Below are 19,732 nucleotides of genomic sequence, written 5' to 3'. Positions count from 1 at the left end.
TGCCCACCACAACCTGAGCCTGGGCGTGGCCAACTCCATCGTGGCGGTGGAAGAAGGCTGCGACCGCGTGGATGCCAGCCTGGCCGGCATGGGCGCGGGCGCCGGCAATGCTCCGCTGGAGGTGTTCATCGCAGCCGCGGAACGCCTGGGCTGGAACCACGGCACCGATCTCTACAAGCTCATGGATGCGGCCGACGACATCGTGCGCCCGTTGCAAGACCGTCCGGTGCGCGTGGACCGCGAGACGCTGGCACTGGGTTACGCAGGCGTTTACAGCTCGTTCCTGCGTCACGCTGAAGTGGCTGCCGCCAAATACGGACTCAAGGCCGTGGATATCTTGGTGGAGCTGGGCAAGCGCCGCATGGTCGGGGGGCAGGAAGACATGATTGTTGACGTCGCCTTGGACTTGCTCAGAACGCGCCAAGCAACAGCAAGCTGATTTCCGCGCCCTTCCTGCTGGCCGCCACATTAACCACCTATCCACACAAGAAAGAACGAATCACGTTCTAAAAGGAGACATCATGGATAAAGCAATTCACCTTCTGATCTGCGCTTCTGTATTTGCAGCAGCGAGTGCGCACGCTGCTGAAGGGGGAGGATCTGTCTACCCCAACGGGGCGGAGAACTTTGTGGCGGGAGCGCTTCCCCCACCAGGCCTTTACGGGATCGCCTTCGTGAACCATTACGAAGCCAACCGGCTCAATGATTTCTCCGGAAAGCAGATAGGCATTCCTGGATTCAAGATTCGTGCCACAGCGATCACTCCTCGTGTCATCTGGGTTCCAGGAGTTTCGGTACTGGGCGGTGATCTCGTTGCACACATGCTTGCGCCGCTGGTGGAGGTTGAAGCCAAGATGGGCGGCCAGTCTCAAAAGAAAAGCGGGCTCGGTGACATCACGATGGGCCTTGGCGTGGGTCATCACTATGGGCCCAACCTGCACACAATCCTTGGGCTGGACGTCACGCTTCCAACCGGAAGCTATCGGAATGGAGATCTTGCAAACCTGGGCAGAAACTACTCTGCCTTGGAGCCAGTTCTGGCTGTTTCATATCTCAACAGCCAAGGCTTCAACGGTGACCTCCGCATGGGATACCTCATCAACAGCGTGAACAAGGCGACTGATTACCGATCGGGGCAAGAATTCCACCTGGACTATGCAGCTGGATGGGGGCTGGGAAATGGCTGGGTACTTGGTCTGGGCGGCTATTACCGAAAGCAGACCCAACTGGACAAGCAAATGGGAGTTGAGTTGCCCAACAGCAAAACCAGTGGGATGGCCATCGGACCGAGCATCAAATATGACAGCGGGCGCGGTTGGTTTCTAACCGCCAAATGGCAGTTCGAAAAGAACATGAAAAATAGCGCTCAAGGCAATGCGCTATGGCTTAGAGCTGCATTCCCTCTCTGATCCAGAGCCACCGCAAGGATGCTCATGGCTTGTACTCATATCGTCGCAACGCAAACTTGCACACTTGGCGCCAAAGTGAGACCGAACCCATCATCCAAGCGGACGCCTCATGGCACCGCTGAACTTAGCTGCGAGCTGACCGTCTTCATCGAGTCGATCGGCGACAGTCCTGGATCGCCAGAAGAAACAGTCGTTGACCGCGGCCTTGAGCCTTCGAAGTTCGTGCAGTTCACAGGGCCATGACCATTTCGTGCCAGGCCATGCCACCGTGGTCTGACTCCGAAAGACACTGGTACTGGAATCCCAGGCGAGAGTACAGCCCCACATGCCGCTCCTTGCACATCAGGTGGATGGTTCTCTTGTCCTCGGCGCGCATCTGCTCGACAAAGGTATGCATCATGGTGGTGGCGTAGCCGCGGCCTTGGAAAGCCGGATCGATCACCACGGACATGATGACCACGTTAGGTGCGGCGGCGTCATGCCCGACCAGCTCCTTGAACTCCTCATCAGACATGCGCACCTCGTAGGCGCAGCCACTGTTGATGAAGCCAATGATCTGTCCATCGTGTTCCATGATCAGAAAGCCAAGCGGATATTCACGGATACGTTTGGTGATCTTGGCAAGCGTGGCTGCTTCATCACCCTCGTAGGCACCGGCTTCGATGGCATAGCAGCGATCGGCGTCTTCTGGTTGGGCATGGCGGAACGTGAGATCTGGTGTCGTGGTGGAGGTCATTTCAAGGCTCATCAATCATCAATTTCATGATGCTAATTGGAATGAGTGCTGCATGTAGTGCATTGTTTTCATTGCATACTGCATATCATGCACTCTGCTTTGCGTCGTCTCGATCTCAATCTGCTGCTGGTCTTTGAAGCCCTGTTTCGCCACCGCAGTGTCGTTGCGGCAGCCGATGAGCTGGCCATCAGCCCTTCGGCGTGCAGCCATGCTCTGGCCCGACTGCGGGAGGCATTGGGTGACGAGCTGTTTTTTCGCACAGGCAGCAGCATGCAACCCACACCACGAGCCACCGAGATGGCGGAGGGAATTGCGCTGGCACTGCATACGCTTTCGGATCAGCTGGGCGACCCTGCAGCCTTCGCTCCTGGCAGCAGCACTCAGTCATTCACTTTCGCTGCGACCGACTTCACCACCTTTGCTTTGATGCCTGCGTTGATCTCCAGGATCGAGCATGAGGCTCCTCATGTGCGCCTGCGCGTGGTCCATTCGCGCCATCGGGATGCCTACAGCGACCTGGTGCAAGAAGGAGCCCATTTCGTCATGGGTTTTTCAGACGAATTCAGCCCCGTGCAAGAAGGCGTGGAGGTCTTGCAAGGACATACCGATGCCTATGTCGTCGTTGCACGCAAAGGTCATCCTCGCATCGGCAAGAGGCTCTCCATGCCGCAATATCTGGCGGAACGCCATGTCGTCGTGAAACCCTGGCAGGAAGAGAAAGGCGTCATAGACTCCGCTTTGAGCAAGGGCGGGTGGACTCGCGAGATTGCGATAGAGCTGCCCAGTGTCATGGCCGCGCCTTTTATCGTGGCGAATTCAGATTTGCTCATCACCCTTCCCCGCCTGGCGGCACTGCAGTTGGAGGCATCGGCAGCGATTGCGATCTTCAAAGCACCTTTTGAGGTGCCGTCATACACCCTGAACGTGTATTTTCAGCACCGGCATCTGAACAGTCCATGGCATCGCTGGATGCGCGCTCGTCTCGAGAGCGTATTGCGCCCAAAAGGGTGACTAAAGCGTGTGAGCGATTGACCGTTTTTGGGTCGAAAGCTGCTCTAGATTTCTGGCGGATCTCGGCCATGAGCAGACCTTTGAACGCTTTGTCTCCGCCGACTGCTAAAGGCCGGCTACAGCCGCTGAGATTTGGCAAGTCTGTGGCCGCTACCTCAGATACCAGACGTTGGCCTGCTACCTGGCCAGACGTCCGCTGTGCGCCTCAAACCGGAAACTGGCTGGACGCAGTGCACAAGACAATTGAACGACAGCTCTCGTGAACTGCGAACTGGTGCTGCCGACCCAGAGGAGACAGTCACCCTTCAACCGCAAAGCGGTCCATCGCTTGCCCAAGCCCATGGCATTCAGTGATGCTGACGGTTCCGTTAAATGGAAAACATGGGCGACGGTAACGGCCAAAACTATCCATAGATGCTGCCGGTCTTGGGATACTGTTGTTCTAGGGCTTGTTGTGTTTGCACTCCGCCATTCGGCCTAATTCAGGCTTTAAGATGAACTCATGGCATTTGATATTTACGCAGGAACTTTCGTTCGCTTCCATACCAGAGAATGGGAAAACGTCATTCAAGCTCAAGCTCGAATGGACGGCAATGAATACAGGATGATTTATGCAGGGGAAGATCAAGGCCCTCCTCGCAAAGAAGATGTTCTAGCGGCTGTAGATGCATGGAAAAGCGGCATCAATGCCGCACTCGCACCACATGGCCTGGGCCCTATCGAGTGGTCCGAAGAAGACACTCAACCGTACTATACAAACCGTCCATCTTGGGAAGGCTACTCGGCCATTCAACAGTGGGCAGCTCATTTGGAGAGGCCGAACCTCTCCGTCCCCTATCTTCTTCCTGAAAGCTACGCGAGTGGAACAGCCATGGCAAGCATCCTAGAAGACGATAAAAACCTCCATTTCAGATCCATTCTTCAAGGTGGTGTCTGGCTTCCTGGCGATTTCGAGTTCCTCTTTAAGTTTCCTGCGCTCACGGATGGTGAAATCATGATTGGTTCAACGGGTCGACTTCTTCGAGAACTCAACGAGCTAAAAGGTCGACCTCTGATATGGGATGAAGAGCTCTCTCTCCCTGTCGATAGAAAGAAGGATTCGATTGCCTTTCAGGAGGCCGCTGAATGGGCATTGCCAATCTTCACAAGTGTTATCGAGCGTGGACATGCTGCAAAAGTCCCCTTCATTCTGTCTTTCTAGAGATGCACTCTAACAATTCATTCGGGTTTCTCGCAGATCGGCCTTTGAACATTTCTGAACCTGAATACCTTTCAATGCTCACCAGGAGTTTGAAAACGTCTGGCAACAAGTGAGGGCATTTAGCGAATGCGCCTAAGTAACAGAAGAGCATCTGCTCCCAGCCGAACTGGTCATTCAACGCGGACGCCACGGCAGGCCATGCCTTCGGCATTCTCATGGCCTGCCGCGGTATCCTCCGCACTTCGTGCTCCGGCGCCGGTTAACTAGGGCATTAGACCTTGCAATGACTCTCTCAGAACTCGAAGACGGACTGCGATCAGCTCAGCTGTTCTCGGCGTGTGGCCAATTCCGCAGTGAGCCGGGCGCTATACGGCTCCAGTTGGCTATTGGCTGGGATTGGCTGCCAACCAGTCGCGACCAGCCAGACCCTATTCACGGCCTTAAGCAGCTAGATCAACTAGATGCAGCCGGCCTCAGGCCCGAGCGCCGGGCTGCCGAGATGTCTCTTGTAAAAGCCGTATTGGTGGGGCAGCGATCAGTCGAAAGCTATCCGGTGCTTATCGAGGGCCCTGATGACTACGCACAAGCTGCTCTTGCCGGCGCTCAATTCGCCGCACGCATGGCGGCCCGCGAGCTACTGCTAGAGCAGCCCGGCTTCTGGGTCAAGGTGGTGACGCTTTACATCGCCGGGTTCTGGCCATGCGGCATTCTTCCAAATCAAGATTTGGTTATTTACTAGGCCAGATCTAATAATTCATTCAAACCGAAGCCGATTTGCGGCTCGGCTTAATTAAGGCGTTGAATGTCTGCTTCTTGATTTCATCAGTGGCGGCTCATGGCCGAAGCCGGGCCAGTTGCTGGTGAGCGCAGCACCGCAAAGCTGAGCTTCGGGGCTGCATCTTGAGCGTCCGGTTCAGGACAGGCAGTCAACGTGTGCGGGCCGTCGTCAGTCGGCCAGGAGCAGACGCTGACAACCTGCCGACAGGTGACTGTATTAGGCTGTGAGCGGTCTGTCGCCGAATGGCAGACTTGATTGAGCAGTGCCACAAACCAGAGGTTCCCGATAGCAGTCGTTTGCGTCGGCCAGCAATCAACCCTAAGCGGAAATCCAACGTTGATAGTCACCTGACGCAGTAAGGGAGCCGACTGTTCAGTGAAAGCATCGGTAAAACTTCTCGAAGTCGTCACACGGGTGTGACATAAACCGGGAAAGCAGCGCATAAATTGAGATAGGTGGTCTTCGCGCCATGGCGATGCGCTGGGTACCAAGGAGTGTGCCGATGAAGGTCATCCCACAATGGACGCACCGCATGAGCGTGCGCGATCCTGCGCTCGATGCACAGCATATTGAGCTGCTGGAATTGTGTCGCGCGGTCCATGACATGGCACTGCATGGCAGGCAGAATAGCAACCTGTACGCGCAGCGACTGGATGAGATAGTCCATGCCTTGCGCAAGCACGACCAGTTCGAGATCAATAGGCTGCTGGATCGAGGGGAACATCTCCCAAAACAACTGCGCATCAATCGCGCAATGGCTTTGCATCAACTCGAAGAGTTGGCCCTCGCTGCCCCATCGCACGATGTGCCTCTAGCTAAACTCCAAACCCTGCTTTGCGGTTGGATTCCGTACCACTTGCATTAGCGAAAGTAGGCGTTCATGGTTCGCAGTGTGGCAGGACTTCCTGCCACATTTCTCACCTAAGAACTCAGGACGCTTTAGCTGCTTTTTTGGACTTCGCTGGCACTTTGCGAGGGCTGGAGTCTATCTCTTCTGACTTGGCGGGACGTCCCGTCTTGATCGACGGCACAGCCTCTAAAGCCACAAGCAGTTGCTTGTCATCCAAAGTGGACAGTAGCTTCAGACCTGCCCGCAGCAACTCACTCTTCTTGGCCAGATGGCCTTGCGCGGCGGCGCGCAATTTCAGCGCATCGATACCCTCGTATTCATCCTTTGGAATGGTGAAGCTATCGCGCACCAGCTTCGGTTTCTTGGATTTTGCATCGATAACCTTGGGAGCTTCCACCGCAACGGGGGCTGGAGCCGGAGCTTCTACTTTGGGAGCCTCGGGCACTGTTGCTGTGCTGGTGGCCTCTGTTGCCGTGATGGCCTTTGACTTGGTCGATTTCGGTTTACGGACTGGCAAAACGTGTACCTCTTAAAAACTGGATATACCGTTTATACCGTTAATTGAAAGAGCAAAAACCTTAGCGATTGCATAACGTCTGAAGTAATCTGATGCACCAAAAACTGAGCAGCTGAATCCACAGCCGAAGCCGACCCAAGCGACGGATGATTACAGCACCGCAAAGCTGACCTTCGGGGCAGCGCCTTGAGCGTCCGGTTTTGAATAGGCATTCAACGAGTACAGCCCGTCGCCAGTCGGCCATAAGCGGAACTGCCGCTGGCGTGGATCGATCGCGCAGCAATCCGGCCATTCGTCTGCTAGCGGATGTGAAAGGTGGCCAGACACCGCAGCCAAAGTCGGCTCGGCAAGGGCTCATTCACTTGGAATAGGTAAACCTCGGCGCAGCAGACGATGCACGAAGCGATGGCAGTTGGCACAGAGACATTGCAGGTCCTCTAGCCGGGTCACGTGACCCACAGGCATGAGGCCCACCTCAACTCGCGCGTGGTGAACCTCGATGCAGGCTTCTCCGTGTTCGGAGCCGAAGATTTCGACAGGATCGGTGCGACACATCTCACAGAACAAGTGACCGTGCTTCCTGATGAAGTCTGCTTTTTTTTGCCCGAGCCGCCGCAGGCTTGCGCTCGCGACTGACATGTTGCTTCAGGGTCTTTGCTCCTTCGGGATACACCTCGGCAGGGATCTCGTCTCGATCGAGGTCAAGCTCAGCCACCTCTGGTTGCATCCTGTCCTTCGGGATGATGCGATACCCGGCCTCCAGAAGAAGCCGAAAGCAAACAGAGCCCTCTCCCCCGGAAAAGTGCTTCGGCAGAATTTCGCGGCCGAGTGCACGAGAAAGAGCATGACCGAACACTGCTTTCGGAGGAAGGCGCATGCCCTCATCTGTGATGAGGTCGTAGTCGGTGGACTCGCCGAATCCGTGTGCTGCGTCATCCAAGAGGGCCACCACACTTTCGAAAATCAGATCAGGGGTAGCCTGCTTTAGCAGTTCGGCAGGAAGGCGTTCTTGGCTGCGGCGGTCACCGGAGATGTCGGGTTCGACGGCGGCAACACCAAGAGCCTGCTCAAGAACTTTCGCGGACGCTGGCGTTAGACGGCGCACTACTCGCATCGCATTGCGCTCGACCTGCCCGGAAACATGCCGATCCATAGCCACCCGATTCGCGCCACCCTCGAAGCGCAAGCTGCTCACTAACTCAAGCGACAACTCTCGAAAAGCGAACGCGGTGGCCGTGCCAACTTCGGGCCAGAGGTACTCCTGCGCCTCCCAGTTAACGCCAGGTGGCTGGCCCTCTGATGCCTTGGTGACCCTGCTCACCGTGAAGGCACCCAGCAGACGAAGTACTCCGCCCGCGATGTTTGTCACATACACACGATCGCCTGGACTGACCTTGCCGATGAAATGTGAGCCGCCAGCACCCCGGAGTGGATCACCCGGGGATAAGCCTTGCCAACCCGTAGCGCTCCAATAAATAGTGAATGAGTTTGCCATCCGTTCCCTCTTTGAGCAGTATCCTAGCCTGCGGCATACAGTGGTCCGGCAGAGCATAGTGGGCGGACTCTCCCGCAATCTAAAACTACCGGATTTAAGGCCCAGGGAACCAAGGTATGGGCACGTAAGACGTGCAGGTCAGTGACTGCTTTAGCCGATTTGTTGCCGACTTTATGCGGCCGCTTCGGGTCGATCGCAGGCCCTCGCCAACGACCGCTAACCGGCATGCAAACTTGCGGCCAAACTTTGTCTAGATTGCCAAGTGTCGAGTGACCGCTCTCGCCCAGAGCAGACGCTGGCCAGTGATCTTGCGAGCGACCGCAATGGGTCGACACGAGCCTGTCGGGGCACGGGAAAGCGGTCCTTCGAGCCAGTACACGGCAAACCGTGCAATCGAGCGGCTGGGTTCCGAGGGTGAAGGATAGGCTGCATTCAACGGCTGGTGTGCGCCGTTCCTGCCGCTCAGATGCCGGACCGTGAATGACTCAGATCAGCCTCAGCTTGGCCAACACGCAACTGGCCCCGAGCGAAAAATGGCCAGGGAGTCCCGCAACAGAGGCGGGACCAATTGTTTACGACTTTAGAGTCGCCAGTTACCAGTCTTCAAACCCGCATGGATGCTAGGTCGTTGTTTACGAGTTTATTTACCGAGAACACCAATTCATTCCACCACGCCATGCCCATCGACTCGTCTGTTGTAGCCGCTGGTTCGGTGAGTAGCAGCGGGCCATTGTGTTGGTCTGTCATGGTGGAACCTTTCCTACTTGTCTCGGCGGGCAGTTAGCACCTCGCTGTGTTTGTCAGCCATGAACTGCACGCCATGAGCCTGCCCACCCTTTGGCTGTTGAGCCGCACGGGTATGCTCAAGAGCGGACAACGGAGAACAACGCCCTGCCTATGATGCCCACTTCCTTTCGAGATCAAGCTTCGTGAAGCGTTCTACCATGAACTCGGTGAAGACCTTGATCTTGGCCGGCTGGTGGCGGCGACTCTGGTAGGCAATGTTGATTGTCAGGGGCGGCAACTCCCACTCGGAGAGCACCGGGATCAGCCGGCCCGCGATGATGTCGTCGTGAATGATGTACTGGGGCTGAATCAGGATACCCAGTCCGGCCAGGGCGGCCGCCCGTATCACCTGCCCTTCGTTGGCGTCCAGAGCGGGGGCGATGTCTATGGCACGGCTTTTCCCATGGCGACGGAAGTGCAGCACATACGGATCGTTCGCCAGGTTATAGACCAGCATCTGATGCGCAGCGAGATCCTGCGGCTCCTTGGGCCGGCCATGCTCAGTCATATAAGCGGGCGATGCCGCCAGCACGCGCCGCATCTGCGCCAGGCGGCGCACAGTGATGCCTGAATCCCCTTCGTGCTCACGCGTGCGGATGGCCACATCAATGCCCGCTTCGATAAAGCCGGGATACCGGTTCGCCGCGGTGATCTGGACCGTGAGTTTCGGGTAGCGCTGCCTGAACTCCGGAAGCGCTGGCGCGAGATGGATCATGGCGAACGAGACCGAGCTCGTGATTCGCAGCACCCCGCTCGGGTTAGCCGTTGCCGAATTGACCTCTGCTTCGGCCTCCCCCATCTCGGCCAGCATCGCGCTGCAGCGCTGATGGTAGCTGCGCCCAGCATCCGTCAGCCACAGGCGGCGTGTCGTGCGCTCCACTAGGCGCGCCCCCAAACGCTCCTCCAGGCCGCTCAGGTAACGGCTGGCTGCTGCATTGGACAGCCCCAGCTTTTCCGCCGCCCTGGTGAGGCTGCCCAGTTCAGCAACCTGCACAAACAGTTCGATCTGTGTCCAGCGATCCATGCCCGATCATTCTTCCAGTAGGTGGAAATAACATTTGTATTTTAAGTATTTTTCTTCCACTTTCAATGAAGCATCATGCAGTCATTCCAAACCTGAAGCCATCGCACCAGGAGACAACAACATGCGCAACATCAATGAAGACACCATCACTCAGGCCGTGATAGCCGCGATGGTCGACTGCAATAACCCTCGGTTGCGGACGATCATGACCAGCCTGGTGCAGCATCTGCATTCCTTCGCCCGGGAGGTGCAGCTGACCGAGGCGGAGTGGGAGCAGGCGATCGGCTTCCTGACCGCCGTGGGCCACATCACCGACGACAAGCGCCAGGAATTCATTCTGCTGTCGGATACCCTGGGACTGTCCACCCTTGTAACGGCGCAGAACAACGCCAAGCCGCCGGCCTGCACCGAGTCCACCGTGTTCGGGCCGTTCTTTGTCAAAGGAGCGCCTGAGCTGGCACTGGGGTCGGATATCAGCAATGGCGCGCGCGGCGAGCCTTGCTACGTGAGTGGCCAGGTACGCGGACTCGATGGCCAGCCCGTGGCTGGTGCCCTCATGGACGTGTGGCAGTCGGACGAAGATGGGCACTACGACGTGCAGGTTCCGGGTGCCTCAGGCGAACACGAACACCGGGCTCGAGCGCGCCTGCGCACCGATGCCGAAGGACGCTTCCATTTCCGCTCCATCCTGGCCGTGCCCTACCCCATTCCGCACGATGGCCCGGTAGGCCACATGCTGGAGGCGCTGGGCCGGCACCCCTGGCGGCCCGCGCACCTGCACTTCATGATCGTGGCACCCGGCTACGAGCGACTGATCACCCATGTCTTCCGCGATGGTGGCACCTACCTCGATTCAGACGCCGTATTCGGTGTGCGCTCGACGCTGGTGGCCGACTGGATTCGCCATGAGCCGGGCACTGCGCCAGACGGCACATGCTGCGAAGCGCCTTTTTACACGCTGCAGTACGACTTCGTGCTCAATCCCAAGGGCAAGGTGCGGGCGTGATCCGGCACATCGTCATGTGGCGCCTCGCCGGTGATTCACCGCAGGAGCAAAGGCAGGCGAGGGAACGTGTCAAGCAGGCCTTCGAAGGTTTGCATGGACGAATCCCCGGTCTGCAGCAAATAGAGGTTGGTTTCGACCACAGCGCCGTGGACTACGCCTGCGACGTGGTACTGGTAGCGGACTTCGAGTCGCAGCAGGCACTGGATGGTTATGCCACCCACCCCGAACATATGCGCGTGCGCCAGGAACTGGGCACGCTGCGCACCGCGCGCCACCAGGTTGATTACCAGCGTCACTGAGATCGGAGCTTCCATGCCGCAATCTTTTGTCTACCAAGCGCTTCCAAGTCGCGTCGTCTTTGGCGTCGGAGCTCTGCAGCAACTCGAGGCCGAGTTGCACGCACTCGGCGCCCAGCGCGCCCTGGTACTGTCTACCCCGGAACAGCGGCAGGGCGCCGAAGCCATCGCCCAAGGCCTGGGCGCGCGCTCGGCCGGGGTGTTCGACCGTGCAGTGATGCATGTGCCTATGGAGACCGCCCGCGAGGCCCGCGAGGTGGCGCGCGAACGCAATGCCGACTGTGCCATCGCCTTTGGCGGCGGCTCCACCATCGGCCTGGGCAAGGCCATTGCGCTGGACAGCGGCTTGCCGATTCTGGCCGTGCCGACCACCTATGCCGGCAGCGAGATGACACCCATCTACGGCATCACGCAGGATGGTGAGAAGCGCACCGGCACCGATACCCGGGTCTTGCCCCGCACCGTCATCTACGACCCTGAACTCACGCTCACACTGCCCGTGGACATGTCAGTGACCAGCGGCATCAACGCCATCGCGCATGCAGCCGAGGGGCTCTATGCAGCCAACGCCAACCCGATCACGCGACTGATGGCCCAGGAGGGTATCCGTGCGCTCGCCGCCGGGCTACCGGGCATCCGCTCCAACCCCTCGGACCTCGAAGCACGAGGCTCGGCCCTGTATGGGGCCTGGCTGTGCGGCACAGTGCTGGCCCATGGCGGCATGGCGCTGCACCACAAGCTGTGCCATACGCTGGGCGGCAGCTTCAACCTGCCGCATGCGCAGACCCACACCGTCGTGTTGCCCTACGTGCTGGACTTCAATGCCCGCCACGCCGAGGACGCCATGCGCCGCATGGCCGAAGCCCTGGGTACACCAGGCAGCGCGGCGGCAGGCCTGTGGGACCTCGCCCACCACAACGGCGCACCGACCTCGCTGCGCGCCCTGGGCATGGCGGAGGCCAACTTGGATCGCGCTGCTGCCATCGCCACCGAGCGTCCGTATTGGAATCCGCGGCCGGTAGATCGTGCGGCCGTGCGTGCCGTGCTGCAGGCGGCTTTCGATGGCAAACGCCCCGATTGAGTTCATCCATCACAGAGCAATTTCACCAGGAGACAAAACCATGGACACCCCACAAGAACATTCCTCGCCAGCCCTTTTCGGCGAATACGACGTAGCCATCATCGGCTACGGCCCTACCGGACTGGTGGCCGCGTCGCAGCTCGGCCAAGCTGGATACAAGGTGATCGTGGTGGAGCGCTGGCCCACCATGTATGGTCTGCCACGCCTGACGCACATTGACGGAGAAGCGGCCCGTATTGTCCAGGCCAGCGGCGATATCGATCAGGCGATGCGCGATTCGCTGCCGTTGCACACCTACCACTACGTCAACGCTGAGGGCGAGTTGCTGCTGGAGTTGGAATGGAAAGGCAAGCAGTGCGGCTATACGGCACATAACTCCATCTACCAGCCCGACATCGAAGACGCCATCCATGCCCGGGTCGCCTCGCTGCCCAATGTCGAGTTGCTTCGCGGTTGGGAGGCGGTCTTTCTGAAGCAGAGAGACGATAGGGTCATGGTGTCTATCCAGCGCACGAACCAGGCGAAGAATGGATCATCCGATGCGCAATGGGCGGAGCCGCCCAGATCTTTCACCGCAAGCTATGTCATTGGTGCCGACGGGGCCAACAGCTTCGTGCGCCGCACGCTGGGCATCGAGCGCAACGACTATGGCCACAAGCACCGCTGGCTGAACCTGGATTCGGAAAACCTGTCGGATGCCGCCGAGCGTTTCAAGCTGCTAACCATCTTCTGCGACCCGACGCGCGGCCACATGTACATGCCCATCGGTGACAACCGCACGCGATTCGAGGTGCGCCTGCTGGACGGAGAGAGCATCGAGGAATGGGAAGATCCGGCCAAGGGTTGGCAGTGGTTAGAGGAAAAATATGGTGTCGGCCCGAAGGACTTCAAGTTCCTGCGCAATGTGGTCTATACCTTCCAGACCCGCATGGCTGATCGCTGGCGCGAAGACCGTGTACTCCTGGGCGGCGACGCGGCCCATGCCATGATGCCCTACATGGGCCAAGGTGCTTGTTCCGGCATGCGCGATGGCATCAACCTGGCCTGGAAGCTCGACCTGGTGCTCAGCGGCCGTGCATCGCCTGTGCTGCTGGACAGCTACGAGGCAGAGCGCCGCCCGCATGCCCAGAAAATCATGGAGATGTCGCTGTTCCTCGGCCAGGTCACCAATGAAGAGGATCCACAGAAGGCCGCGGCACGCGATGAGGCTTTCCGCACCCGCACCATGCCTCCCATGCCGCCCTTCCCCAAGGTGGAGAACGGCGTCGTGCATCGCGAAGCCGATGGCAGCCTGCTGCCTTCTACCGGCATCCCTGGGCCACAGGCGCGAGTGCGGCGTGGTGCCAGGGAAGGCCGGCTGGACGATGTGGTGGGCCATGGCTTTCTGCTGGTGGCCCAAGAAGACCCGATGCCATTGCTGAGCCCCAGCCAGCAGGCCTTTCTCGAACAACTCGGCTGCCGCACTGTGGTGCTGACCAAGGACGAGCACGTACCCGGCGCCGTGCTCGAGCTGGATGGCGAGATGTCTGGCTTCATGGCCGAGCACGGCATCCGGGCCTACATCGGCCGCCCAGACTTCGCCACCTTCGGCTCGGTGCAGCACATGGGCAATCTTGCAGCCCTGGTCGATGACCTGCGCCTGAAGCTGCATTGGATCGACGCTGCACATGGAGGCCAGGCGTCCATGACATCGTCCACGGAGCAGACGGTATGAGTGACACGATTGCTTCCGCCACGCTGGCCTTCCAGCGCGCCATGCCGATGACCCGGCTGCTCGACTGCGGCATGGAGTTCTCCGACGCCCAGACGCTTTTCCGGCGCACCAGCGCCGGCGAGGATTGGGATCAGGTAGCCGAGGCACTGGCGCAGGCGCAACTGAGTCGCGCTGCCCAGGCCGCGAATGCAGGCTGCCACGTGACGGCGGTTGAAGCCCAGTCTGCGGCGCTGGCTGACCTGCTGTTTGCGCAGATGGCCTTCAACCACGACACCCCTCGCAAGCGTGCGCTCTACGACCAACTGGTCATGGCAGCACGGCAGCTATGCAAATGGTCCGAGGGCCGCATGACGCGCGTCGAAGTGCCGTTTGGCCCGGGCCACCTAGTGGGATGGCTGGTGCGGCCCCACGAGGCACAAGCTCGCGGCACGGTGCTGGTCTTCGGCGGGCAAAGCGGCTGGGGCACGGCCTACCTGCCGATCGCCCGCGCGCTGGCCCGGCGAGGCTTGGCCACGCTGCTGGCCGAAGGGCCCGGCCAGGGCGAGACACGCATGCGCCAGGGCATCTTCGTCGACGTGGACATGGAGGCCGCCTATAGCCAGTTCATCAGCTTCATCGTGAACGACACTTCGCTCGGCGCACCTGGCATCTGGGGCAACAGTGTGGGTGGACTGTGGTCGGCCCGAACGGCTGCCGCTGATCCCCGTGTCCGGGCATGTTGCGTGAATGGCGGCCTGGCATCACCAACGCTCCTGCCCTTCCGCACCTTTGCCGAGCAGGCCGGCGCCATGCTTGGCACCGACGACGAGGCCGCCATTGGCCAGAACTTCCAACGGATGAGCTTCCGTCCGGAGCGCGACCGCATCGCCTGCCCATTGCTAGTGCTGCACGGGGGAGCCGATCCGCTGGTAAAGCCAGAGGATCTGCAACCCTTTCTGGACGGAGCGGACAGCTCAGACGTCACTCTGCGCGTCTGGGACGACGGCGAGCACACGCTTTACAACCATGCAGCCGAGCGCACCGCCTTCGTAGCGGACTGGTTTGCCCAGAGGCTCTGCGGCGACTGACCCTATCCCGCCAACCAAGCCCGCACACCGGTACAGCCATGCGCCTCGAAGGCCTTTCGGCCTTCGTGTGACGCTACTCCATCCAAGCGACTGATGCCCCCTTTTGACCGGGGTGTGGCGGAGCCTTGCCCAAAACTATTCCAAAGGAGACATGTATGCCGAACCTTCACTCAAAGCGCCAAGCGAATCAACGGACACGCCTGCGGCCAACGGGGGCAGGCCTGGTGCTCGCTGCCCTGCATGCGGCGCCGAGCCTCGCCGTTGAGAACGGTAGTCCCATCACACCGCCTGGTGTATATGACTTCGGCTCCGGTATGCTTCCGCCGGTGAGCGATGTGGGAGCCGTTGCCATCCGCGTGGTCAGCACCCGGGCGACCCAGTTGCGCGACAGCGCTGGCAACGTCAGCCCAGTCAAGCCCGACCTCAAGGTCGACGCGATTGTCTTCGCGGGCATGAAAATGACAGACAAGGACCTGCTCGGTGGCAAATATGCCTATGGCGTGGTGGTTCCCGTCGTAGCGAACGGCTCGCTTGGCTTGCGTATCCCGACACCAGGAGGAACACTCCAGCAGTCCGGGTCCAATCAAGGCGTAGGGGACGTACAACTGTATCCCGTTGTCATTCAGTGGAAACCTGCCGAAGGCCTGTTCACCAATGCAGGGCTGATGATCCAACTGCCAACAGGCGCCTACGACAAGAGTCGCACATTCAACGCGGGTGCCAACCACTGGACCATCCAGCCCAATTTCCAGTTCACCTATCTCACAGCCGGCGGCCTCGAATTCTCGGGCAGCACTCAGGTGAATTTCAATGGCCGCAATCCCGCCACCGACTACCGCTCGGGCGTGGAAGTCCAGCAAGACTTCGGCATTGGTCAGCACGCAGGCGATTGGACGTTCGGCGCGGCAGGCTATGTCTACCGCCAAATCACCGACGACAAAGGCCCGAACGTTGTGGACGGAAATCGGGCGCGCGTCAATGCACTGGGCCCTGCCATTGGCTTCTTCGGCCCCAAGCGCCATCTGCCGCTGGTGTACGTGCACGTCTACAAAGAATTTGGGGCACGCAATCGTGTGCAGGGCACACAGGTGGCAATGAGGGCGTCTTGGGTGTTCTAGGGGCTGCGGCCACGATTTTCCCTGGAGTGGGCGCCAAGCCGCCACCTCTGCACCAGCAAGAGAGCGCTCTCTATTTGAAGCAGCGAACAATCCACAAAATTGTTAACTGCGCTAGCAAAGAATACCTACGTGATTAATAAGATTTCTGACTCAATCGCCGAGGCCTTGGCAGGCATCCAAGATGGCGCCACTGTACTGGTTGGTGGCTTTGGTACCTCAGGCAACCCTACAGAGCTACTCGATGGTCTGATCGCCCACGGCGCACGCGACCTCACCGTAGTCAACAACAATGCCGGCAACGGCGACGCGGGCCTTGCCGCATTGCTCAAGAGCGGCCAGGTGCGCAAGATCATCTGCAGCTTTCCACGCCAGGTGGACAGCTGGGTGTTCGATGAGCTCTACCGCACTGGCCGGATCGAGCTGGAACTCGTGCCCCAGGGCAATCTGGCCGAGCGCATGCGCGCCGCAGGCGCCGGCATAGGTGCCTTCTTCTGCCCCACGGCTTACGGCACCGAGCTGGCCCGCAACGCAGACGGCTCCAGCAAGGAAACCCGCGAAATCAACGGCAAGCACTATGTGCTGGAGTACCCGATCCACGGCGACGTGGCGCTGGTGAAGGCCGAAAAAGGCGACCGCTGGGGCAACCTGACCTACCGCATGGCGGCACGCAATTTCGGCCCCGTCATGGCCACGGCGGCCAAATTCACCGTGGCCACGGTGCACGAGATCGTGGAACTGGGCCAGCTCGACCCCGAAGCCGTGGTCACCCCCGGCATCTACGTGAGCAAAGTGGTCAAGGTGCCCCGCGTGGCCACCCAGGCCGGCGGCTTCAGGAAGGCTGCGTAAGACATGAGCAAGTACCAGAAACGCAGCAAACAGGAGCTGGCCCGGCGCGTGGCCGAGGACATCTTCGACGGCGCCTACGTCAACCTGGGCATCGGCATGCCAACGCAGGTGGCCAACTACATTCCCGCAGGCCGCGAAGTCATTCTGCACAGCGAGAACGGCATCCTGGGCATGGGCCCGGCACCCGCCGAAGGGCTGGAAAACTATGACCTGACGAATGCCGGCAAGCAGCCCGTGACCCTGCTGCCGGGCGGCTGCTACTTCCACCATGCCGACAGCTTTGCCATGATGCGCGGCGGCCATCTCGATATCTCGGTGCTCGGCGCCTTCCAGGTATCCGCCACGGGCGATCTCGCCAACTGGAGCACCGGCGAGCCCGGTGCCATTCCCGCCGTGGGTGGTGCCATGGATCTGGCCGTGGGCGCCAAATCCACCTGGGTGATGATGGACCTGCTGACCAAGGCCGGCGAATGCAAGGTGGTCGAGGCCTGCAGCTATCCGATCACCGGCCTTGCCTGTGTCAAGCGCATCTACACCGACTTGTGCACGCTGGAGTGCACACCACAAGGCTTGCGTTTGATCGATGTAGTGCCGGGACTGTCTCAGTTTGAACTCGAAGCCATGACTGGCCTGAGCATCCGGCCTCTCCTCAATAAGTCACCACGCACATGCTCCACAAGCGCTATTACGGAGGCAGGCTTGTCGTAGGTGCCATCGGCACTGCACATGAAGACTTATGCTGTCATCGACAGCCTTCTCTTTAAATGCTCAATCGCATCGAAAACGCCCGCATGCCCCCGGATTGAAGCATCCGCATCAAGGCTGCCAGCGCTTGAATGCCTTGTATTGGTGACTGCGCGGATCGTCCTTGGCCACCAGCGCGCGATCATCCTCGTGGAACCTGGCCACGAAATGCGCTGTAGTCGCCACATGCTCGTGGCCCAGCAGCATCTTGACCGTTTCCAGGGGTGACCTGCCCTGGTACAGGCGTGTCGCAAAAGCATGTCGCAGCTGATGGGGCGTTACTCATAAGCCGCATTGCGAGCCGTACCGACCCACCATTCGCCGCAGTTGCTAGTAGCGATAATCAGGATACCGACCACTGCTTACAAACAACTTCTCAGTGGATCGACTGCCATGTCTGAGCTGCTGCCGGTCCCGAGCGTGAAGCGGTCATTCAGGACAGGCAGCCTTCAACGGCTGGTGTTGGCAATTGCTGCCGCTCAAGCACCAGACCGTGAATGGCTCAGATCAGCCTAAAGCAATCAGCACTGGAAATATCCAGAACGGCTGTTCCAGGCCATTCCCGCCCATGGTCAACTTCATCAAGCCGCGACGGCAGAACGGGGACAATGGGCTTTAGCTGCGCGGCTTGTGCGACGGGAATTGTTGGAAATGCCTGGGCGGAGTGATTGGCGCTGCTGCGGCTCGATCATGGTTTTTTGCGGATGACTGCATCCAAAAGGATGTACCGAGTACGGATCCAAGCTGGTGTCATAGCCAGCCGGCCCGGCGAAAGCGGTAGTAGACATAGCTGCACACGCAAACAATCAGCAGCAGTGCAACAGGGTAGCCGTACTGCCACTTCAGCTCTGGCATATGCTCGAAATTCATTCCCCAGATGCCTACAAAGGCGGTACAGATTGCAAAGATGCTTGCCCAGGCTGCCAGTCGTTTGGTGACTTCGCTTTCATCGATTGTGACCAGCGCGAGGTTGACCTGCATCGCCGTCGCTATGGTGTCGCGCATTCCCTCGATGAGACCGTTGATGCGAACCAGGTGGTCAGCTACGTCGCGGAAGTAGTCCTGCGATCCCGCGCAGACCTGGGGTACACGTCCACCGTGGAGCTTGCTCACGGCCTCCAGCAATGGAGCAACCGCGTGCTTGAGGATCATGACACGTTGTTTCAGCCCATACAACTGCTTGATGCTCTCGCGTGCAGCTCGCTGCGTGAAAATCTGCAGCTCGACCGTTTCCAGCTCGGCTTCCAGGGCTTCGATGATGGGGAAGTAGCGGTCAACCACTGCGTCCATCAGCGCATACAAGACAAAGCCTGAGCCGTGCTTAAGTAGTTCGGGCTCTTTCTCGCAGCGACCCCGCACCCCCAGAAAACCTTGCTTGCTGCGATTGCGGACCGACAGAACGTAGTTGGAGCCGATGAACACATCCACCTCGCCCAGGTTGAACTGGCCGGGTTGAGCGGTATCAGGCTCCAGAAGATGCATGACGGCGAAGAGGGACTGGCCGTATTCCTCGATCTTGGGCCTTTGGTGTCCGTGGCTGGCATCCTCCACGGCGAGTTCGTGCAGGTTGAACTCTGCACGCATTTCGTCCAGCTCAGCCGACGTCGCATCGGACAAGGCCACCCAGACAAAGCAGTCGGGCCTTGCGATGTACTCGCTGATATCGGCGACAGCGATATCTGCCAGCTTGGATCCCTTTTCGTAGGCCACGCAATTGATCAGCATCGAGATCCTCTTTCCACAATCGAAGGGTTCAATGGTGCCATGCCGCAACACGGCAGAGGCCAACGATAGACAGACAATGCCTGGGCTTGGGGGAGTGGACCAGTGTTGTTCAACGTCCTTTCTTCCACCGGTGCTGTTGTGACAGCAAAACTGGCTGGTTGCCGGGAGCGGGGTCGAGTGGCCAGAGCCAAGTGAACTGACGCTTGGAGTAGGCGCTCTGCAGGCCATTGTCGGCTGTGGATTCAGCTGGGCAACAACGGCTTGAAGGACTGCTGTCGGAGGCAACGACGAGATGGTGCTCTCGGCCAGGAGCAGCCGTTCGCGAAGG

19 protein-coding genes and 1 pseudogene are annotated in these 19,732 nt (G+C 59.3%); 13 read left to right on the top strand and 7 right to left on the bottom strand.

Annotated elements, in window-relative coordinates:
* Both mhpE and V8Z78_RS20120 read left to right on the top strand, forming a co-directional pair.
* A pseudogene (gene mhpE, locus V8Z78_RS20125) lies at positions 1-439 on the top strand (4-hydroxy-2-oxovalerate aldolase); the annotation flags it as partial.
* Between the two features lie 82 nt (positions 440-521).
* On the top strand, positions 522-1,409 hold the full coding sequence (locus V8Z78_RS20120) for a SphA family protein (protein WP_057092389.1): 888 nt from the start codon (positions 522-524) through the stop codon (positions 1,407-1,409).
* A 229-nt stretch (positions 1,410-1,638) separates the two neighbouring features.
* On the opposite strand, the gene V8Z78_RS20115 is transcribed toward V8Z78_RS20120, so the two are convergent.
* Entirely contained in the window at positions 1,639-2,145 is a 507-nt protein-coding gene (locus tag V8Z78_RS20115; protein WP_034363247.1) for a GNAT family N-acetyltransferase, read from the bottom strand.
* Positions 2,146-2,232: 87 nt separating this feature from the next.
* Here V8Z78_RS20115 and V8Z78_RS20110 point away from each other — a divergent pair, with 87 nt between their 5' ends.
* The 3 genes from V8Z78_RS20110 (at position 2,233) to V8Z78_RS20100 (ending at position 5,096) form a co-directional block, all read left to right on the top strand.
* On the top strand, positions 2,233-3,156 hold the full coding sequence (locus V8Z78_RS20110; protein WP_332295854.1) for a LysR family transcriptional regulator: 924 nt from the start codon (positions 2,233-2,235) through the stop codon (positions 3,154-3,156).
* 502 nt (positions 3,157-3,658) lie between these two features.
* Positions 3,659-4,357: a hypothetical protein gene (locus V8Z78_RS20105; protein WP_003070020.1), complete on the top strand. Its 699-nt coding sequence runs from the start codon at positions 3,659-3,661 to the stop codon at positions 4,355-4,357.
* A 283-nt stretch (positions 4,358-4,640) separates the two neighbouring features.
* Positions 4,641-5,096 carry a hypothetical protein gene (locus V8Z78_RS20100; protein ID WP_046462325.1) on the top strand — a complete coding sequence of 152 codons (456 nt, stop codon included), beginning with the start codon at positions 4,641-4,643 and terminating at the stop codon, positions 5,094-5,096.
* Between the two features lie 445 nt (positions 5,097-5,541).
* On the opposite strand, the gene V8Z78_RS20095 is transcribed toward V8Z78_RS20100, so the two are convergent.
* The 4 genes from V8Z78_RS20095 to V8Z78_RS20080 all read right to left on the bottom strand — a co-directional run bounded on the left by V8Z78_RS20095 (position 5,542) and on the right by V8Z78_RS20080 (position 9,807).
* Positions 5,542-5,937 carry a hypothetical protein gene (locus tag V8Z78_RS20095; RefSeq protein ID WP_349731978.1) on the bottom strand — a complete coding sequence of 132 codons (396 nt, stop codon included), beginning with the start codon at positions 5,935-5,937 and terminating at the stop codon, positions 5,542-5,544.
* Between the two features lie 127 nt (positions 5,938-6,064).
* A complete protein-coding gene (locus V8Z78_RS20090) occupies positions 6,065-6,502 on the bottom strand; it encodes a hypothetical protein (RefSeq protein ID WP_349731977.1) in 438 nt (145 codons plus the stop codon).
* 556 nt (positions 6,503-7,058) lie between these two features.
* A complete protein-coding gene (locus tag V8Z78_RS20085; protein ID WP_349731976.1) occupies positions 7,059-7,871 on the bottom strand; it encodes a ScoMcrA-related endonuclease in 813 nt (270 codons plus the stop codon).
* Between the two features lie 1,021 nt (positions 7,872-8,892).
* Positions 8,893-9,807: a LysR family transcriptional regulator gene (locus V8Z78_RS20080; protein WP_349731975.1), complete on the bottom strand. Its 915-nt coding sequence runs from the start codon at positions 9,805-9,807 to the stop codon at positions 8,893-8,895.
* Between the two features lie 121 nt (positions 9,808-9,928).
* Here V8Z78_RS20080 and V8Z78_RS20075 point away from each other — a divergent pair, with 121 nt between their 5' ends.
* From V8Z78_RS20075 to V8Z78_RS20040, 8 genes are all read left to right on the top strand, one after another.
* Positions 9,929-10,813, top strand: a complete 885-nt coding sequence (locus V8Z78_RS20075) for an intradiol ring-cleavage dioxygenase (RefSeq protein ID WP_349731974.1) — start codon at positions 9,929-9,931, stop codon at positions 10,811-10,813.
* Positions 10,810-11,112, top strand: a complete 303-nt coding sequence (locus V8Z78_RS20070) for a Dabb family protein (RefSeq protein ID WP_349731973.1) — start codon at positions 10,810-10,812, stop codon at positions 11,110-11,112. Before V8Z78_RS20075 ends, V8Z78_RS20070 begins: the two co-directional genes overlap by 4 nt.
* Before the next feature lie 13 nt (positions 11,113-11,125).
* Entirely contained in the window at positions 11,126-12,190 is a 1,065-nt protein-coding gene (locus V8Z78_RS20065) for a maleylacetate reductase (protein WP_349731972.1), read from the top strand.
* Positions 12,191-12,230: 40 nt separating this feature from the next.
* On the top strand, positions 12,231-13,904 hold the full coding sequence (mhpA, locus tag V8Z78_RS20060; RefSeq protein ID WP_349731971.1) for a bifunctional 3-(3-hydroxy-phenyl)propionate/3-hydroxycinnamic acid hydroxylase MhpA: 1,674 nt from the start codon (positions 12,231-12,233) through the stop codon (positions 13,902-13,904).
* On the top strand, positions 13,901-14,971 hold the full coding sequence (locus V8Z78_RS20055; protein WP_349731970.1) for an alpha/beta hydrolase family protein: 1,071 nt from the start codon (positions 13,901-13,903) through the stop codon (positions 14,969-14,971). Before mhpA ends, V8Z78_RS20055 begins: the two co-directional genes overlap by 4 nt.
* Positions 14,972-15,126: 155 nt before the next feature.
* A complete protein-coding gene (locus V8Z78_RS20050; protein WP_349731969.1) occupies positions 15,127-16,089 on the top strand; it encodes a SphA family protein in 963 nt (320 codons plus the stop codon).
* Positions 16,090-16,218: 129 nt separating this feature from the next.
* Positions 16,219-16,935 carry a 3-oxoacid CoA-transferase subunit A gene (locus tag V8Z78_RS20045; protein WP_349731968.1) on the top strand — a complete coding sequence of 239 codons (717 nt, stop codon included), beginning with the start codon at positions 16,219-16,221 and terminating at the stop codon, positions 16,933-16,935.
* Positions 16,936-16,938: 3 nt separating this feature from the next.
* Complete coding sequence (locus V8Z78_RS20040; protein ID WP_349731967.1) at positions 16,939-17,643, top strand: 3-oxoacid CoA-transferase subunit B; 705 nt, start codon at positions 16,939-16,941, stop codon at positions 17,641-17,643.
* 108 nt (positions 17,644-17,751) lie between these two features.
* On the opposite strand, the gene V8Z78_RS20035 is transcribed toward V8Z78_RS20040, so the two are convergent.
* Positions 17,752-17,946, bottom strand: a complete 195-nt coding sequence (locus tag V8Z78_RS20035; protein ID WP_502878866.1) for a tyrosine-type recombinase/integrase — start codon at positions 17,944-17,946, stop codon at positions 17,752-17,754.
* Positions 17,947-18,429: 483 nt separating this feature from the next.
* Complete coding sequence (locus V8Z78_RS20030; protein ID WP_349731980.1) at positions 18,430-19,404, bottom strand: magnesium and cobalt transport protein CorA; 975 nt, start codon at positions 19,402-19,404, stop codon at positions 18,430-18,432.
* Positions 19,405-19,732: the final 328 nt, after the last annotated feature.

Source organism: Comamonas sp. wu1-DMT (assembly GCF_040187805.1).
GTDB lineage: Bacteria > Pseudomonadota > Gammaproteobacteria > Burkholderiales > Burkholderiaceae_C > Comamonas > Comamonas thiooxydans.
Note: the sequence above shows the minus strand (reverse complement) of the source record. Positions and strands in the feature narration are given on the sequence as shown.